Consider the following 14,128-nt stretch of genomic DNA (forward strand, 5'->3'; position numbering starts at 1 on the left):
ATACGGAGGGGAAGGGTTTCAGCTGACGGTGGTTATGGCGGCGACAGTTCTTTTGAAGTCCCAAGCAGATGTCACTGCACGCTTGGTCTCTTTAAGAATTAGCGGTTGGAAGACGTTTTCTTTGCTTCGTTTCTTTTTCGCCGTTGGAAAAAGAAATGAAGTCCCGCCACGGACAGTGGCTAACAGTGCTAAAAAAATCAGCTAAAGCAGACCGCGCTCAGGCGCAAATAGCAGCAACCCTGCATCAACCCCGACCGCCCCGAACAACTGCCCAAACGAAACTCCAAGTGCGAACGCCCCTCCCTTTCCAACCTGTCCAGTCCTACACCCGCGTGCGAATCGCCGATGTAGTGGCCGACCAGGTCCGCGCCCTGATCACAAGCGGCGCGCTGCTTCCGGGTCAGCGCCTGCCCGCCGAACGCGACCTTGCGGAACAACTCAACGTCTCGCGGCCGTCGTTGCGCGAGGCGTTGATCCGGCTGGAATCGGATGGTTTCATCCGCGCCGTTGCCCGCGGCGGTTTCGAAGTCTCGGACGTCACCGCGCCCCTCGTGTCCGCGCCGCTCGCCGCGCTGCTGAGCCAACACCCACGAGCCAGCGCCGACGTGCTCGAACTGCGCCACGGACTTGAATCGCTCGCCACAGCCTACGCGGCCGAACGCGCCACCGATACCGATCTTGCGCGCATCGCCGCAGCATTCCAGGCGCTGAAAACGGCGGCCATCGAGCCAAAGCGCACGCGCATTGCCGAGCACGACGCCGCGTTCCATCTGGCAATCGCCGACGCCACCCACAACCTCGCGCTCGCCCACGTCATGCACGGGCTGCACGAACTGGTGCGTGAATCCATGCTCACCTCGCATCGGCTGGTCGATTACGACGATCAGGTCGAAGCGGATCTGCTCGCGCAACATCAGGCCATTTTCGACGCCATCATCGCCCGCGATTCGCAACGCGCCCGCGACGCTGCGGGCGCGCATCTGGACTATGTGCGCACGCTGTATCGTGACAGGCCGCTCAAGCCCGAAGCGCCTCGCCAATCCGCAAAAAACCATAACCCGGAGACCACGCAATGAACATATCGAGCGCCCATTGGGGCGACCTTCCGGACGGCACGTCCGTCGAACTCCACACACTCAGCCACGACAACGGCTTGCGGGTCTCGGTCACGAATCTGGGCGCGGCGCTCGTCTCGTGGTTCGCGCCGGATCGTGACGGCCGTCTCGCCGATATCCTTCTCGGCCACGACACACCCGCCGCCTACACCCAAGGTCCGGCCCACATGGGCGCAACCGTTGGACGCTGGGCGAACCGCATTGCGGGCGCGCGCTTTTCAATTGATGGGCACGAGTACCCGCTCGAAGCAAACCAGCCGCCGAACTCGCTGCACGGCGGATCGACGGGCTTTAGCTACAAGCTCTGGCAAGCGAAGCGCACGGACGAATCGCTCGTGTTCAGGCTGGAATCGCCCGATGGCGATAACGGTTTTCCCGGTGCGCTCACGGTCCAGGTCACGTACACGTTCAGCGCGGCGGGCGAGTTGACGATCGCCTACGACGCCTTCACCGACGCGCCCACGCCGCTCAACCTCACGAATCACGCGTATTTCAACTTGTCGGGCGTACCGTCGAGCATTGCGGATCACGAAATCGAAATCGCAGCGGACCAGTTTTTCGCCATCGATGAAAACACGATTCCGACCACACTCGAAGAGCTCGCCGATACCCCGTTCGATTTCCGCAAGCCGGCTGCTGTTGGAGCGCGAATCGATATGCAGGATAACGAGCAGGTGAGGCTGGCAAATGGCGGTATCGATCATTGTTATGTGCTGCGTTCAATCGGCGCGGTGACCGAGTTGCCCGAATTGCAGCGCGCAGCAAGCGTCTACCATCCGGCAAGCGGGCGCGAACTGACTGTATCGACAACTGAACGCGGACTCGTCTTTTACACGAGCAATCATCTGGAAGGCGAACCGGGCAAGCAAGGCGTGATCTACAGGAAGCATGGCGCGTTGTGCCTGGAAGCCGGCGGATTTCCCAACCAGATCAACATGGAAAGCGCTGAAGACGTCATCCTGCGTCCGAACGAGCGCTACAGACAGGTCACGCAATACACCACGAGCATCCGATAGGAGCCCGCCTACAACCATATAGGACAGGCGCGGCTATCAGCGCAGCGGCCTCTCACGGATACTGAATCCATCAAATCAGATATCTAACGGAGGAAGACATGCCTTATCTACTTGGTTGGCTGCTCGGTGTTCCGGTGATCGTGCTGGTGATCCTGTATCTGATCTTCCACTGAGCACGCATTTCAAACGGATGGAGCGAGGGCGTCGTTACAATACGACGCCTTTTTTGTTTTTCCACCCCGAAGGATTCCGATGAAACGCGCTCTCCCCCTACTTGCGTCGCTCGCGGCGCTCTTCGTCATGTCCGGTTTGCATGCCGAGGAAATCGCCAGCGTGAACACGAACTTCCGGTTCACAGGTTCGGACCGCGTCACGGTCGAGGCGTACGACGACCCGGGCGTTGCCGGCGTCACCTGCTATGTCTCGCGGGCGCGAACGGGCGGCGTCAAGGGGACGCTGGGCATTGCCGAAGATCCATCTGAAGCGTCAATCGCCTGCCGTCAGGTCGGCCCGATCAAGATCGACGCGCCGCTCAAGCAGAAAGCCGATGTGTTCTCGGAGCGCATGTCGTTTATCTTCAAGACTTTGCATGTGGTGCGTGTCGTCGATGCCAAGCGCAATACGCTGGTCTATCTGACGTATAGCGACCGGATTGCCACCGGCAGCGCGAAGAACAGCGTGACCGCCGTGCCCATGCCGGCCGGCACGACCATCCCGGTCAAGTAGCGTGATTGCGGCGACTGGACGGTTTCCTCCAGCACCCTAAAGTTTCCCGCCCCGCCGCCGATATAAAGACGAATGGCCATCGCTCTAATGGCGATGCCAACTGTCTTTCCGCGCCCGTTCAACAGTCGATGCGCGGGACGCGCGAACCGGGACACACCATGGGTCAGATCACCCTTTCATTCAAAGACGAAACGCTCGCCGCGCTGCGCCGCGATTTCGATACGTTCATCCGCCTGTCGCTCAAGTTCGATCCGCAATTCGTCACGCCGTCGTTCGAGGATTTCTTGCGCGCAAAACTGCTCGACAACCCCACGCCGCTCACCGAGCAAGCAGTCCAGCGGATGTTGCAGAACGGCCAGTACGCATGGGCCAAGCGTGCGCTCGACAAGGAGTTTCCGGACGTAGTGGACATGATGATGCGTCAGGCCGCGGAACACGGTTTCGGCTTCGCGGTGCGCTCGGACTGGTCGGCCGACGATCTGCTGAAGGCCGCGCGCACGTGGGCGACCTTGATCGTGACGGAGGCAAAAGGCGATCCGGCGCAAATCGATTCGCTTGCCGGGCAGATCAAGTCGGCGGCAACGGATATCCAGGATCTCGAGCAGAAGATGCAGACGCCCGCGTGGCGTCTTGCCGATTCATTGCGTCAGCGCGTGTATGAAACGAGGATTGCAACCGAGCACAGCGTGGGTTCGACGGCGCGCGAAAAGCTTGGAGAATTGCGCTGTTTGTTGAGGCTTGGGATGTTTCATGGTTCGATATCCAAGCAGGAAGCGCAGCAAGTACTGGAGCAATTGCGATCGCTCAAGCCGGAAATCTTCGTTGAAGAGCCGTATGACGGCTTTACACGCTTTGGCAATTGGCTTCGCGCCATCTTCACGCCGGAACGCAAGGCGCCGAAGCCATCGCGGGCAGAGCACTGAGCCGCGCGGTGCCGGCTTCCTTCTATTCCCACATCTTCTTCAGCCGCGCGGCAATGTCCAGCTTCGCCTTCGCCGCTGCCGCCAATCCCGCGGCGGTCGGCGCAGCAGGCTCCGGCACGTGCGGCCACGCGCGCGCTTCGAATTGCGGCATCAGATGCGCGGGAATGAAACGCGTACGCGCCGCCCACACGTGACGGTCGCCCATGGCGGTCTGGTTGTGCACGTAGAACCGCTGCGGCGTGACAATGTGCAGATCCTCTTTTGCCCGCGTCATGGCGACGTATAACAGCCGCCGTTCTTCATCGATTTCCTCGTCGCTGCCCGTGCCCATGTCCGACGGAATGCAGCCGTCCACGCCGTTGAGCACAAACACGTTCTTCCATTCCTGACCCTTCGCGGAATGGATGGTGGAGAGAATCAGATAGTCTTCATCGATAAGCGGCACACCCGATTCGTCGCTCGTGGCATCGGGCGGATCGAGTGTGAGTTCCGTGAGGAAACGCTCGCGCGTGGGATACGTCGATGCAATGCTTTCCATCTGCAGCACGTCGCCATGACGGATTGCCGCGTCTTCGTGATTGCGCTCCAGATGCGGTTCATACCAGCGCCGGATCATCTCGAATTCGGCCGGCCAGCCGCTTTCCCGCGCGCAGACCTTTGCCATCAACCCGGCGAAGACCGGCCAGTCCTCACTCGCGCGTGGTGGCGGCGCGAATGCCGCCAACGCGGCTGACGTATCGCCGCGCTCCGCCACCTGATCCAGTACGCGTCCAGCGATGGCCGGTCCGATACCCGGCAGCAACTGCACCACGCGAAATCCCGCAACACGGTCCCGCGGGTTCTCGGCCCAGCGCAATACGGCCAACATATCTTTTACATGGACGGAATCGAGGAACTTCAACCCGCCGAACTTCACGAACGGAATGTTGCGCCGCGTGAGCTCGATTTCGAGCGCCGCGCTGTGATGGGCGGCACGGAACAGCACGGCTTGCTGCTTGAGCGTCATGCCGCCTTCCCGCGCTTCGAGCACCTGCTCGACCACATAGCGCGCCTGATCGGCTTCGTCGGCGACGGAAACAAGGCGCGGCCGTTGCGCCGACGCCTTGTCCGTCCAGAGGTTTTTTGTGTATCGCTCGGTGGCGAGCCCGATCACCGCATTCGATGCCGCCAGGATCGGCTGCGTGGAGCGGTAGTTACGCTCGAGCGTCACGCATTTGGCGGGCGGATCGAAGTGATTCGGAAAATCGAGGATGTTGCGCACCGTCGCGCCGCGAAACGAGTAGATGGACTGCGCGTCGTCGCCGACGACGGTCAGGCCGCGGCCGTCGGGTTTCATTGAAAGCAGGATGGACGCCTGGAGCTTGTTGGTGTCCTGGTATTCGTCGACGAGAACATGGTCGAAACGGCTCGACAAATCCGCCGCCACCGATGGCTCCGCCGCCAGATGCGACCAGTAGAGCAGCAGGTCGTCGTAGTCGAGCACGCTTTGCTGCTGCTTCGCGTGGACATAAGCGGCGAAAAGACGCCGCAGGTCGTCCTCCCATTCGCGACACCACGGAAACGCCTGGTCGAGCACGGTCGGGAGCGGCGCACCCGTATTGACCACGCGCGAGTAGATGGCAAAGCACGTGGACTTGGCCGGAAAGCGCTTTTCCTTCGCCGATAAACCCAGTTCGTGCCGCACGAGGTTCATCAGATCGGCGGAATCCTCACGGTCGTTGATGGTGAATGACGGCGACAGTCCGACCAGATCCGCGTAGTCGCGCAACAAACGCGCGCCCACGCTGTGAAACGTGCCCGACCAAGTGAGCCCCTGTGCCAACCCGCTGCGATTTCCAAGCGCATGTGTGGCAATGCGCGTCACCCGGCGCGTCATTTCGCTGGCCGCGCGCCGCGAAAAAGTCAGCAGCAGGATTCGGCGCGGATCGGCGCCCTTTACCAGCAAGTGCGCCACACGATGCGCAAGCGTGTTCGTCTTGCCCGATCCCGCACCCGCGATCACGAGCAACGCGCCAGCCGGATTCTTGACATCGGTTCCGTATTCCACGGCTTCGCGCTGGGCCTCGTTGAGCTTGGCGAGATAAAGCGCCGTATCCGGAACGGCGGATTCTACTTTCGGCGATGGTTCGACAGCAGGGACGGGAATGGGCGAAAGCACGGCGCGTCATCACAAAAACGGGTGACGCACACTGTATATCCATACAACCTGCTCACGCAAGCGCTTGATTGTGGAACGCTTTTGGCCCTTAAAAACAATGGCCCGCCGAGCTTGCGCTCGACGGGCCATGCCAATGCCTAAAACATCCAGGCAAAGATCAATCCGCTTTCTTTGCGCTCTTCAGCTTCGCATCAGCCGCGGCTTCGTTCGCCTCGGATTGCGATTCGGTCTTCTTCTTGTCGGCCTTGGCTTGCGCGACATTCGCATCCTTGTCGGCGTCAGCCTGCTTCTTTGCTGCCTTCTTTTCGGCGTGCGTGGGCTCGGTGGTGGTTTGCGCTATCGATGCGGTCGCAGCGGTCGCAAACGCGCCAGCAAGCAAGGTAGCCAATAAACGATGTGTGGTCCGCGTCATCATGTTCTCCTTCTATTTTTTATAAACGCGGCGCAATGAATCTGGCCGCGTTCATCGATACATTGCGCTTAGTGCTGCAGGTTCGTGTCCTGCGGGCCATTCGGTTCGGCGGACTTGAGTTCGTCATTGGCCGTTTGCTTGTCGGCTTTCTTGTTGATCTTGGCGTTGCGCACTTGCTCCTTGTACTGCTCCTTGGCTTCCTTGCTGGTTGCCTTCATTTCCTGCTTGGACGCCTTCTTCGATGCCTTGTACTCGGCATTGGCCTGAGCGTTCGCATTGCGCTTCTGAACGAGCGGATCCGTAGGCGCCGGAGCCGTGAGATTTTGCGGCGCGGGCGTCACCTGGGCGGGTGTCTGGCCACCAGCATCGGCGGCGGACGGCTGTGCGGTCTGCGCGAACGCGGAACCTGCAAGAGCGACAAAAGCAGTACCGAGCAGCATCTTCTTGACTTGCAACATATTCAATTCCTCTCTGACGATTGTTGTTACCGGGACAGTGGCAACGCAGGCGGCGTAAATCGTGTCCTGAGACCGCCCTGGATACCTTTCTGGTAGTCGCATTGCAACCGCCCGTTCTGTTCACAACTGACTACGTAATACGATTGACCCTATGCCAGCCGCCGGGTTCGATGAAATCCGTCACTGTTACCGAAGGTTTCATTTGCTGACATATTGTCAAGCAGGCAACGGCCGGATTTACCGGGACAGTGCTGCAGTCGCACATGGCGTGCCCGGTTCTGAAATGCTGAATGGAATTACGGTCTTCCGCTGGTTTATGATGTGCGCCCCGCCCGGTCTCAACCCGGGTCTCACCTGCGAAGAACTTCCATGCCACGCCTAGAATTCACGCTCACGGGCGATTACGTCGAACTGCACAATCTGCTCAAGATCATGGGTCTCGCCGACAGCGGCGGCTCCGCGAAGATGCGCGTAGCCGCTGGCGAGGTGAAGGTCGACGGCAAGATCGAGTTGCGCAAAACGTGCAAGATCCGCGCGGGCCAAACGGTTTTTATCGACGACACCACGATCAAAATTCGCAAGCCGGCATGATCGCGGCGCCCGGTGCAGCCCGCGCATGACGGCGGCAAAGTTTTACATCGGCATGGGTTGGAAGGCGGGGTTGGAGGCGCGATAATCAGCACTGCGCAACGGCTCGTTCAAGCAGCATCCAGGCGTGGCCCGGCCGCCGTTCAAGCACGTTTTCCCATGTCGATTTAGAATTAATCAAGGCCGCATCATTGAATGCATGCGGCTGATTTCGTTATATCCGCGCAACACCAGCGCAGTACCCGAAGATCGGCTGGCCGCGCGCTCCATTCCGGCAATCATTCCTTCTGTTGCAACGCGTGGCGTCCGCTCAAGGACCGGCACAGCCCCTGCCCCGCATCATCCCGACGAATTTCGGTCGCAGGACATGCAAAGGTTCACAGGCTCGCGGCTTTCGAACGGGCCGCTGACTGAACCGTTTGAATCGTTAAATATTTGTGTCCGGGCCAAGCATTTCGCCCGACGCTTTTCTGCCCTCTCTGGAGCACATTCCATGTACAAGACCCACGCTTACGCCGCACGTTCCGCCACCACGCCGCTCAGCCCTTTCGAGTTCGAACGCCGCGAGCTCACCGCGCACGACGTGCGTATCGACATCCTGTTCTGCGGCGTGTGCCACTCGGATCTGCACACGGCGCGCAGCGAATGGGCCGGCACGGTGTACCCAAATGTTCCAGGCCATGAGATTGTGGGCCGCGTGGTCGAAGTCGGATCGGAAGTCTCGAAGTTCAAGGTCGGGCAACTGGCGGGCGTAGGCTGCATGGTCGATTCATGCCGCACCTGTCCGAGTTGCCAGGAAGGCCTCGAACAATATTGCGAAGGTCCGGGCGGGTTTGTCGGCACGTATAACGCACCCGACAAACACACGGGCGGCGTGACGTACGGCGGGTATTCCACCCAGATCGTCGTCGACGAAGCCTTCACGCTGCATATCCCCGAGAACCTCGAACTCGCCGCTGTCGCGCCGCTCCTGTGCGCCGGCATCACGACGTATTCACCGCTGCGCCACTGGAACATCCAGCCGGGGCAGAAGGTCGGCATCGTGGGATTGGGCGGCCTTGGACACATGGGCGTGAAAATCGCGGCCGCGCTCGGCGCGCATGTGGTGCTGTTCACCACGTCGCAGAGCAAGGTGGAAGATGCGAAGCGCCTGGGCGCGCATGACGTGGTGATCTCCAAGGACCCGGATCAGATGGCCAAGCACGCCAACAGCTTCGACTACATCCTGAACACCGTCGCCGCATCCCACGATCTCGACGCGTTTGTCACGCTGCTCAAGCGCGATGGCGCAATGACGCTCGTCGGCGTGCCGGAACATCCGCATCCGTCGCCGTCCATCGGCAACCTGATTTTCAAGCGGCGCTCGCTCGCGGGTTCGCTGATTGGCGGTATCGAGGAAACGCAGGAAATGCTCGATTTCTGCGGCAAGCACGGAATTACGTCGGATATTGAAATGATCCGCATGGACGAAATCAATACCGCGTATGACCGGATGCTCAAGAGCGACGTGAAATACCGCTTCGTGATCGACATGAGCTCGATCAAGCAATAAGCTACAAGGCTTTCGTTCTCTTTCGCCGGCTTCGGGTTCAGCGCAATGTGCGCCTGAGCACCAAAGTACGGCCGGAACGAGCGGGCGATGCAGGGCCAAAAACGGCCCGCGCATCGCCCGTTACCGTTTTTGCGCCGTTTTCTTGCTACATGCGCCGGTGCGAGCTTCTGATTTCCTGTCATGCCAACCAGAATAAATCGCGGCGACGCGCCGCCAAGCCTCTCCCGTCATGCCGTCGATACCGCCAGGCTCGCCGCGCCGCTCGCCATCTCGCAACTTTCGCAAATGGCGATGGGCGTAACCGACACCATCCTGCTTGGATCGCTCGGACCGGATTCGCTCGCCGCCGGCGGCCTGGGCGCGAACCTGTTTTTTGTCGTCGTCGTGCTGCTGCAGGGCGTGCTGACATCGGTGAGCGTGTCTGTTTCGCACGCGCGCGGCGCGAACAACGATCACCTTGTGCCGAACATCTACTGGACGGGCTTCGTGCTGTCGCTGCTGCTCGCCATTCCGGCGTTCGTGCTGATGAGCTTCGCGGAGCCGATCCTGCTCGCGTTCCACGAGCCCGTGATGCTGGCGAAAAACGTCGGCGAGTATTGCGCGGTGCTGCGCTGGGGCGCGCCGGGCAGCCTGATCGGGATCGGCATGATGCGCGCGTTCCTGCCGGCTATCGGGGCGGCGAAGCGGCTGTTGTGGGTATCGATTGGCGGCGTGTTCGTGAACGGGTTTCTCAACTATGGCCTGATCCATGGCGCGTACGGCTTGCCGGAGATCGGCTTTCTCGGCTCGGCGGTCGCGACCACCATCACCGTCTGGGGAACTGCGCTGACGCTGGTCGCCTTCCTGCATCTGCGTGCGCGATACAAGCATTTTGTCGCCGCGTCGCGCCCGCGCCTGCCGTTGATGGGCGAACTGTTCGGCATCGGCTGGCCGGTCGCGATCACCTACGGCGTTGAATCGATGCTGTTTCTTGCCACCGGCATGACCGTGGGCACGCTCGGCGAAGCACCGCTCGCGGCGCACCAGATCGCGCTGAACGTGGCGTCGGTGGCCTTCATGGTGCCGCTGGCTATCGGGCAGGCGGCGAACGTGCGCGTGGGGTACTGGATCGGCGCGGGCGTGCCGGTGGCCGCGCGTCATGCGGGCTTCGTCGCGCTGGCGCTCGGCGTGGCGTTCATGGCGCTGTCGGGCTGCGTGCTGGTGCTGGCGCCGCACGCGATCGTGGGGCTGTATCTGCATCTCGATGACCCGAAGAATGCCCAGACGGTCGCGCTGGCGGCGTCGCTGCTCGGCGTGGCGGCGGTGTTCCAGATTGTCGATGGCATGCAGACGGTAGCCTCCGGCGTGCTGCGCGGGCTGAAAGATACGCGCGTGCCCATGCTCGCCGCCGCGTTTGGCTACTGGGGCATCGGTTTCCCCACGGGCTACCTGCTGGCGTTTCATTTCGGCGGCGGGACAAAAGGCCTGTGGTGGGGACTCGCGGCGGGACTCGCGAGCGTGGCCGCGCTGATGACCTTCCGCTTCGACCGGATGAGCCGGCGGCTTATCGCCGGCGGCACGTTGCCGGCCACTGGAGAAACCGGGGAAACGTCGCGCCATACGGCATGAGCCCCATGAGGCCGAATAAGTTAAGCAGGCATTGTTGGTTGGAATCGGAGCAATCCGCGGATACGATCAAACCGTCTCCTTGAGACTCATCCAGTAACAGGGGTATTAGGCCCGCTTCGTTGAAGCGGGCTTTTTTTCGCCCGAGCGATCAGCAACGCCTTCCACGTCGTTTTTTCTCCAATCGAACCGTTCCGCGTGTCCGTACCCGATTTCCCATAAAATGTGCTCGCGTGATCCTCGGGCGTTCAAACGAGATCCTGCCGTGAGAACGACAAGGAAGGCGCGTCCAAAGCGCCATCGGATCATAAAAATCGCTCGGGAAAGAAGAGAAATGGACGTGTCGGACAGCAGCATGCAGTCACTGAATACCCCTGCCCTGAAAGGCCAACAACCCGATACGGCCGGTTCCAAAGCGACCGGTTCAAGCGCTGTGTCCCGCGGCATCCGGCTCGCCGCAGCCGCCCTGACCGCGCTCGTGCTCACGGCCTGCGCCACGCGCCCGCCAGCCACCGCATTCGATCATCCAGTCACGCACGCGCTTTCAGCCACCGCCGAGACGCCCCTGCGCGCCGCGCTCGCGCCCAAGGAGGCCGCGCATCCTGGCGAATCCGGCGTCCTCCTGCTGCCGACCGGCACCGAGGCGCTGCAGGCGCGCATCGCGCTGGCGCGCGCCGCGACGAAAACGCTCGACATGCAGTACTACATCGCGGAAGAAGACAACACGGGCAAGCTGCTGCTCGGCGCGGCGCTTTACGCGGCGGATCGCGGCGTAAAAGTGCGCATGCTGGTCGACGACCTGAATTTCAAGGACATCGACCAGATCATGGCGGCGCTGAATTCGCATGACAACATCGATATCCGCGTTTTCAATCCGTTCGGCAGCGCCACCCGAAGCTTTGGCGAGCGCACCCGCAACCTGCTGACGAACGTCGATCACTTCACGCGCCGCATGCACAACAAGGCGATGATCTCCGACAACCAGATCGCGATCATCGGCGGCCGCAATCTGGGCGACGAATATTTCAGCGCGAGTCCGACCATCCAGTTTCGCGATCTCGACGCGTTCGTCGCGGGGCCGGTGACGCACGAGATATCGGCGAGTTTTGACGACTATTGGAACAGTTCGATTGCGTATCCGCTGCGCGCGCTGAACAAGCAGAAATTCGATCCCGCCGATCTCGATAAAACCCGCGCCGACCTGCGCCAGCACTGGAAGGACCAGGCCGATCCGCTGAACGCAAAGCCGCTCAACGCCACGCCGCTTTCCCAGCAGATTACGCAGGAAAGCCTTGGCCTCACGTGGGCGCGCACGGAATTCAAGGCCGATTCGCCGGTCAAGATCGAGCATCCCGATCCGGACTACAAGAGCCCGCCGCTGGACCGACTCATCGAACTCTCGAACGAGGCGCGGAGCAGCGTCCTGATCGTCTCGCCGTATTTCGTGCCGCATGACGAGGGCGTGAAAGCCCTCGCCGCAATCACCGGAAAAGGCGTGAAGGTCGAAATCCTGACCAATTCGCTGGCTGCAACGGACGCCGTCGCCGTCCAGGCGGGTTATGCGCCGTATCGCGTGCCGATGCTCAAGGCCGGCGTCGATCTGTACGAGTTGAAACCCGTGATTGCCGAAGGCGCCGGGCAGCCGCGCGCGGGCCTGTTCGGATCGCAATCGCGCGCGAGCCTTCATGCCAAGGCATACGTGATCGACCGCAGTATCCTTGTAGTCGGTTCCATGAACCTCGATCCGCGCTCGGCGTCCCTCAACACGGAACTCGTGTTGATTGTCTACAACAAACAGATCGCCGACGCGGCCGCCGAATTGTTCGATCGCGGCATTGCGCCGGCAACGGCGTATCGTGTGGAACTCGCATCCCCCGCAGTACTGGCAGGCTTGAGGAACACCGGCTCGCCAATGTCACCGCTTATCTGGACCACCGAAGAAAATGGCCAGGTGCGCACGTATAACTTCGATCCGCAAGCCGGGCTGTACCGGAATCTGCTGACGGGTTTGTTCATGTTGCTGCCCGTCGATTCGCAACTTTGAGCGTGTGGATTTCCGATTGTGCAGGCCCTTTCGCAATGAGGGTTCGTGCTGACGCCAGACGCTCAGCCCGGGACCCGATTCAAAACCGAACCTGAAGGAGCAAGCAGTCATGACGGACAACGCAAGACTCGAGAAAGACACGTTCGGCGAGATCGCCGTGCCGAACGACAAGCTTTGGGGCGCGCAGACGCAGCGCTCGTTGCAAAACTTCAAGATATCGAGCGAAAAGCAATCGCCCGAACTGATCGATGCGCTTGCCATCGTCAAGCGTGCTTCGGCAGAAGTGAACGCCGAACTGAAAGTGCTCGCCGCCGACAAGGCGCAGGCAATCATCGCGGCCGCCGACGAAATTCTCGCGGGCAAGCATTCCGATGAATTTCCGCTCGCCGTGTGGCAAACGGGCTCCGGCACACAGACGAACATGAACCTCAACGAGGTGATCGCGAATCGTGCGAGCGAACTGATGGGCGGTGAGCGCGGCGAAGCCCGCAAGGTGCATCCGAACGACGACGTGAATCGCGGGCAATCATCGAACGATGTGTTTCCGACCGCCATGCACATTGCCGCGGCCGTGGCGATCGTCAAGCATCTGGTGCCGTCGCTCAAGACGCTGCGCGCCACGCTCGATAAGAAATCGAAGGACTTCGATTCGATCGTGAAGATTGGCCGCACGCATTTGCAGGACGCAACGCCGCTCACGTTAGGACAGGAATTCTCCGGCTATGTCGCGCAACTCGATCAAGGCATCCGGCATGTCGAATCCACCTTGCCGCATCTGTATCAACTGGCGCTTGGCGGCACTGCGGTCGGCACGGGCTTGAACGCGCATCCCGAATTCGCGGTGAAGGTCGCGAACGCGATCGGCAAGCTCACGGGCCTGCCGTTCGAAACCGCGCCGAACAAGTTCGAAGTGATGGCCGCCGCCGACGCGCTCGTGTTCGCGCACGGCGCGCTCAAGACCATTGCTGCGGGTTTGATGAAGATCGCCAATGACATCCGCTGGCTCTCGAGCGGACCGCGCTGCGGGCTGGGCGAGTTGTCGATTCCGGAAAACGAACCGGGCAGTTCGATCATGCCGGGCAAGGTGAATCCAACGCAATCCGAAGCAGTCACCATGCTGTGCTGCCAGGTGTTTGGCAATGACGTCGCGGTGAATGTCGGCGGCGCGAGCGGCAATTTCGAATTGAACGTGTTTCGCCCGATGATCGCCCACAACGTGCTGCAATCGGTGCGTCTTCTCGCCGACGGCGCGCAAAGTTTCAACGATAACTGCGCGGTTGGCATCGAGCCGAACAAGCCGCGTATAGAAAGTTTGCTGAATGAATCGCTGATGCTCGTGACGGCGTTGAACCCGCATATTGGCTACGACAAGGCCGCGAAGATCGCGAAGCAGGCACATAAGGAAGGAACGACGCTGAAAGCGTCGGCGCTCAAGCTTGGCTATGTGACGGAAGCCGAGTTCGACGAGTGGGTGAAGCCAGAAGATATGGTCGGAAAGAAGTAAAAGTGAAATGGCAGCGGTTGATCGTAC

Annotated in this window: 12 protein-coding genes; 9 read left to right on the top strand and 3 right to left on the bottom strand. The window is 60.9% G+C overall.

Going from position 1 to position 14,128, the window contains the following annotated elements; all coding sequences use genetic code 11:
- Positions 1–287: 287 nt before the first annotated feature.
- The 4 genes from ACRWA7_RS28370 to ACRWA7_RS28385 all read left to right on the top strand — a co-directional run bounded on the left by ACRWA7_RS28370 (position 288) and on the right by ACRWA7_RS28385 (position 3,780).
- Positions 288–1,076: a FadR/GntR family transcriptional regulator gene (locus ACRWA7_RS28370; protein ID WP_060856048.1), complete on the top strand. Its 789-nt coding sequence runs from the start codon at positions 288–290 to the stop codon at positions 1,074–1,076.
- Positions 1,073–2,131 carry an aldose epimerase family protein gene (locus ACRWA7_RS28375; protein WP_438393735.1) on the top strand — a complete coding sequence of 353 codons (1,059 nt, stop codon included), beginning with the start codon at positions 1,073–1,075 and terminating at the stop codon, positions 2,129–2,131. The genes ACRWA7_RS28370 and ACRWA7_RS28375 overlap by 4 nt, the downstream gene beginning before the upstream one ends.
- A gap of 252 nt (positions 2,132–2,383) precedes the next feature.
- Complete coding sequence (locus ACRWA7_RS28380) at positions 2,384–2,857, top strand: CreA family protein (RefSeq protein WP_438393737.1); 474 nt, start codon at positions 2,384–2,386, stop codon at positions 2,855–2,857.
- A 158-nt stretch (positions 2,858–3,015) separates the two neighbouring features.
- Positions 3,016–3,780 (top strand): DUF4088 family protein, encoded by a 765-nt coding sequence (locus ACRWA7_RS28385; RefSeq protein ID WP_060856051.1) that lies wholly within the window; start codon positions 3,016–3,018, stop codon positions 3,778–3,780.
- 22 nt (positions 3,781–3,802) lie between these two features.
- Here ACRWA7_RS28385 and ACRWA7_RS28390 read toward each other — a convergent pair whose 3' ends face one another.
- The 3 genes from ACRWA7_RS28390 to ACRWA7_RS28400 form a co-directional block, all read right to left on the bottom strand.
- Positions 3,803–5,926, bottom strand: coding sequence for an ATP-dependent helicase (locus tag ACRWA7_RS28390; protein WP_438396812.1), 2,124 nt, complete (start codon positions 5,924–5,926; stop codon positions 3,803–3,805).
- Between the two features lie 169 nt (positions 5,927–6,095).
- The gene (locus ACRWA7_RS28395; RefSeq protein WP_060856052.1) at positions 6,096–6,350 is read right to left on the bottom strand and encodes a hypothetical protein; all 255 of its coding nucleotides are present in this window, start codon (positions 6,348–6,350) and stop codon (positions 6,096–6,098) included.
- 68 nt (positions 6,351–6,418) lie between these two features.
- Positions 6,419–6,808, bottom strand: coding sequence for a hypothetical protein (locus ACRWA7_RS28400; RefSeq protein WP_438393740.1), 390 nt, complete (start codon positions 6,806–6,808; stop codon positions 6,419–6,421).
- Between the two features lie 369 nt (positions 6,809–7,177).
- Here ACRWA7_RS28400 and ACRWA7_RS28405 point away from each other — a divergent pair, with 369 nt between their 5' ends.
- From ACRWA7_RS28405 to fumC, 5 genes are all read left to right on the top strand, one after another.
- Entirely contained in the window at positions 7,178–7,399 is a 222-nt protein-coding gene (locus tag ACRWA7_RS28405; RefSeq protein WP_438393741.1) for an RNA-binding S4 domain-containing protein, read from the top strand.
- Positions 7,400–7,889: 490 nt separating this feature from the next.
- Positions 7,890–8,948, top strand: coding sequence for an NAD(P)-dependent alcohol dehydrogenase (locus ACRWA7_RS28410; protein ID WP_438393744.1), 1,059 nt, complete (start codon positions 7,890–7,892; stop codon positions 8,946–8,948).
- A gap of 180 nt (positions 8,949–9,128) precedes the next feature.
- On the top strand, positions 9,129–10,556 hold the full coding sequence (locus tag ACRWA7_RS28415; RefSeq protein ID WP_438393747.1) for an MATE family efflux transporter: 1,428 nt from the start codon (positions 9,129–9,131) through the stop codon (positions 10,554–10,556).
- A 352-nt stretch (positions 10,557–10,908) separates the two neighbouring features.
- Positions 10,909–12,597, top strand: coding sequence for a phospholipase D family protein (locus ACRWA7_RS28420; RefSeq protein WP_438393750.1), 1,689 nt, complete (start codon positions 10,909–10,911; stop codon positions 12,595–12,597).
- 109 nt (positions 12,598–12,706) lie between these two features.
- A complete protein-coding gene (gene fumC, locus ACRWA7_RS28425) occupies positions 12,707–14,101 on the top strand; it encodes a class II fumarate hydratase (RefSeq protein WP_438393751.1) in 1,395 nt (464 codons plus the stop codon).
- Positions 14,102–14,128: the final 27 nt, after the last annotated feature.

The organism is Caballeronia sp. DA-9, assembly GCF_051615025.1.
In the GTDB taxonomy this organism is placed as follows: Bacteria; Pseudomonadota; Gammaproteobacteria; order Burkholderiales; family Burkholderiaceae; genus Caballeronia; species Caballeronia sordidicola.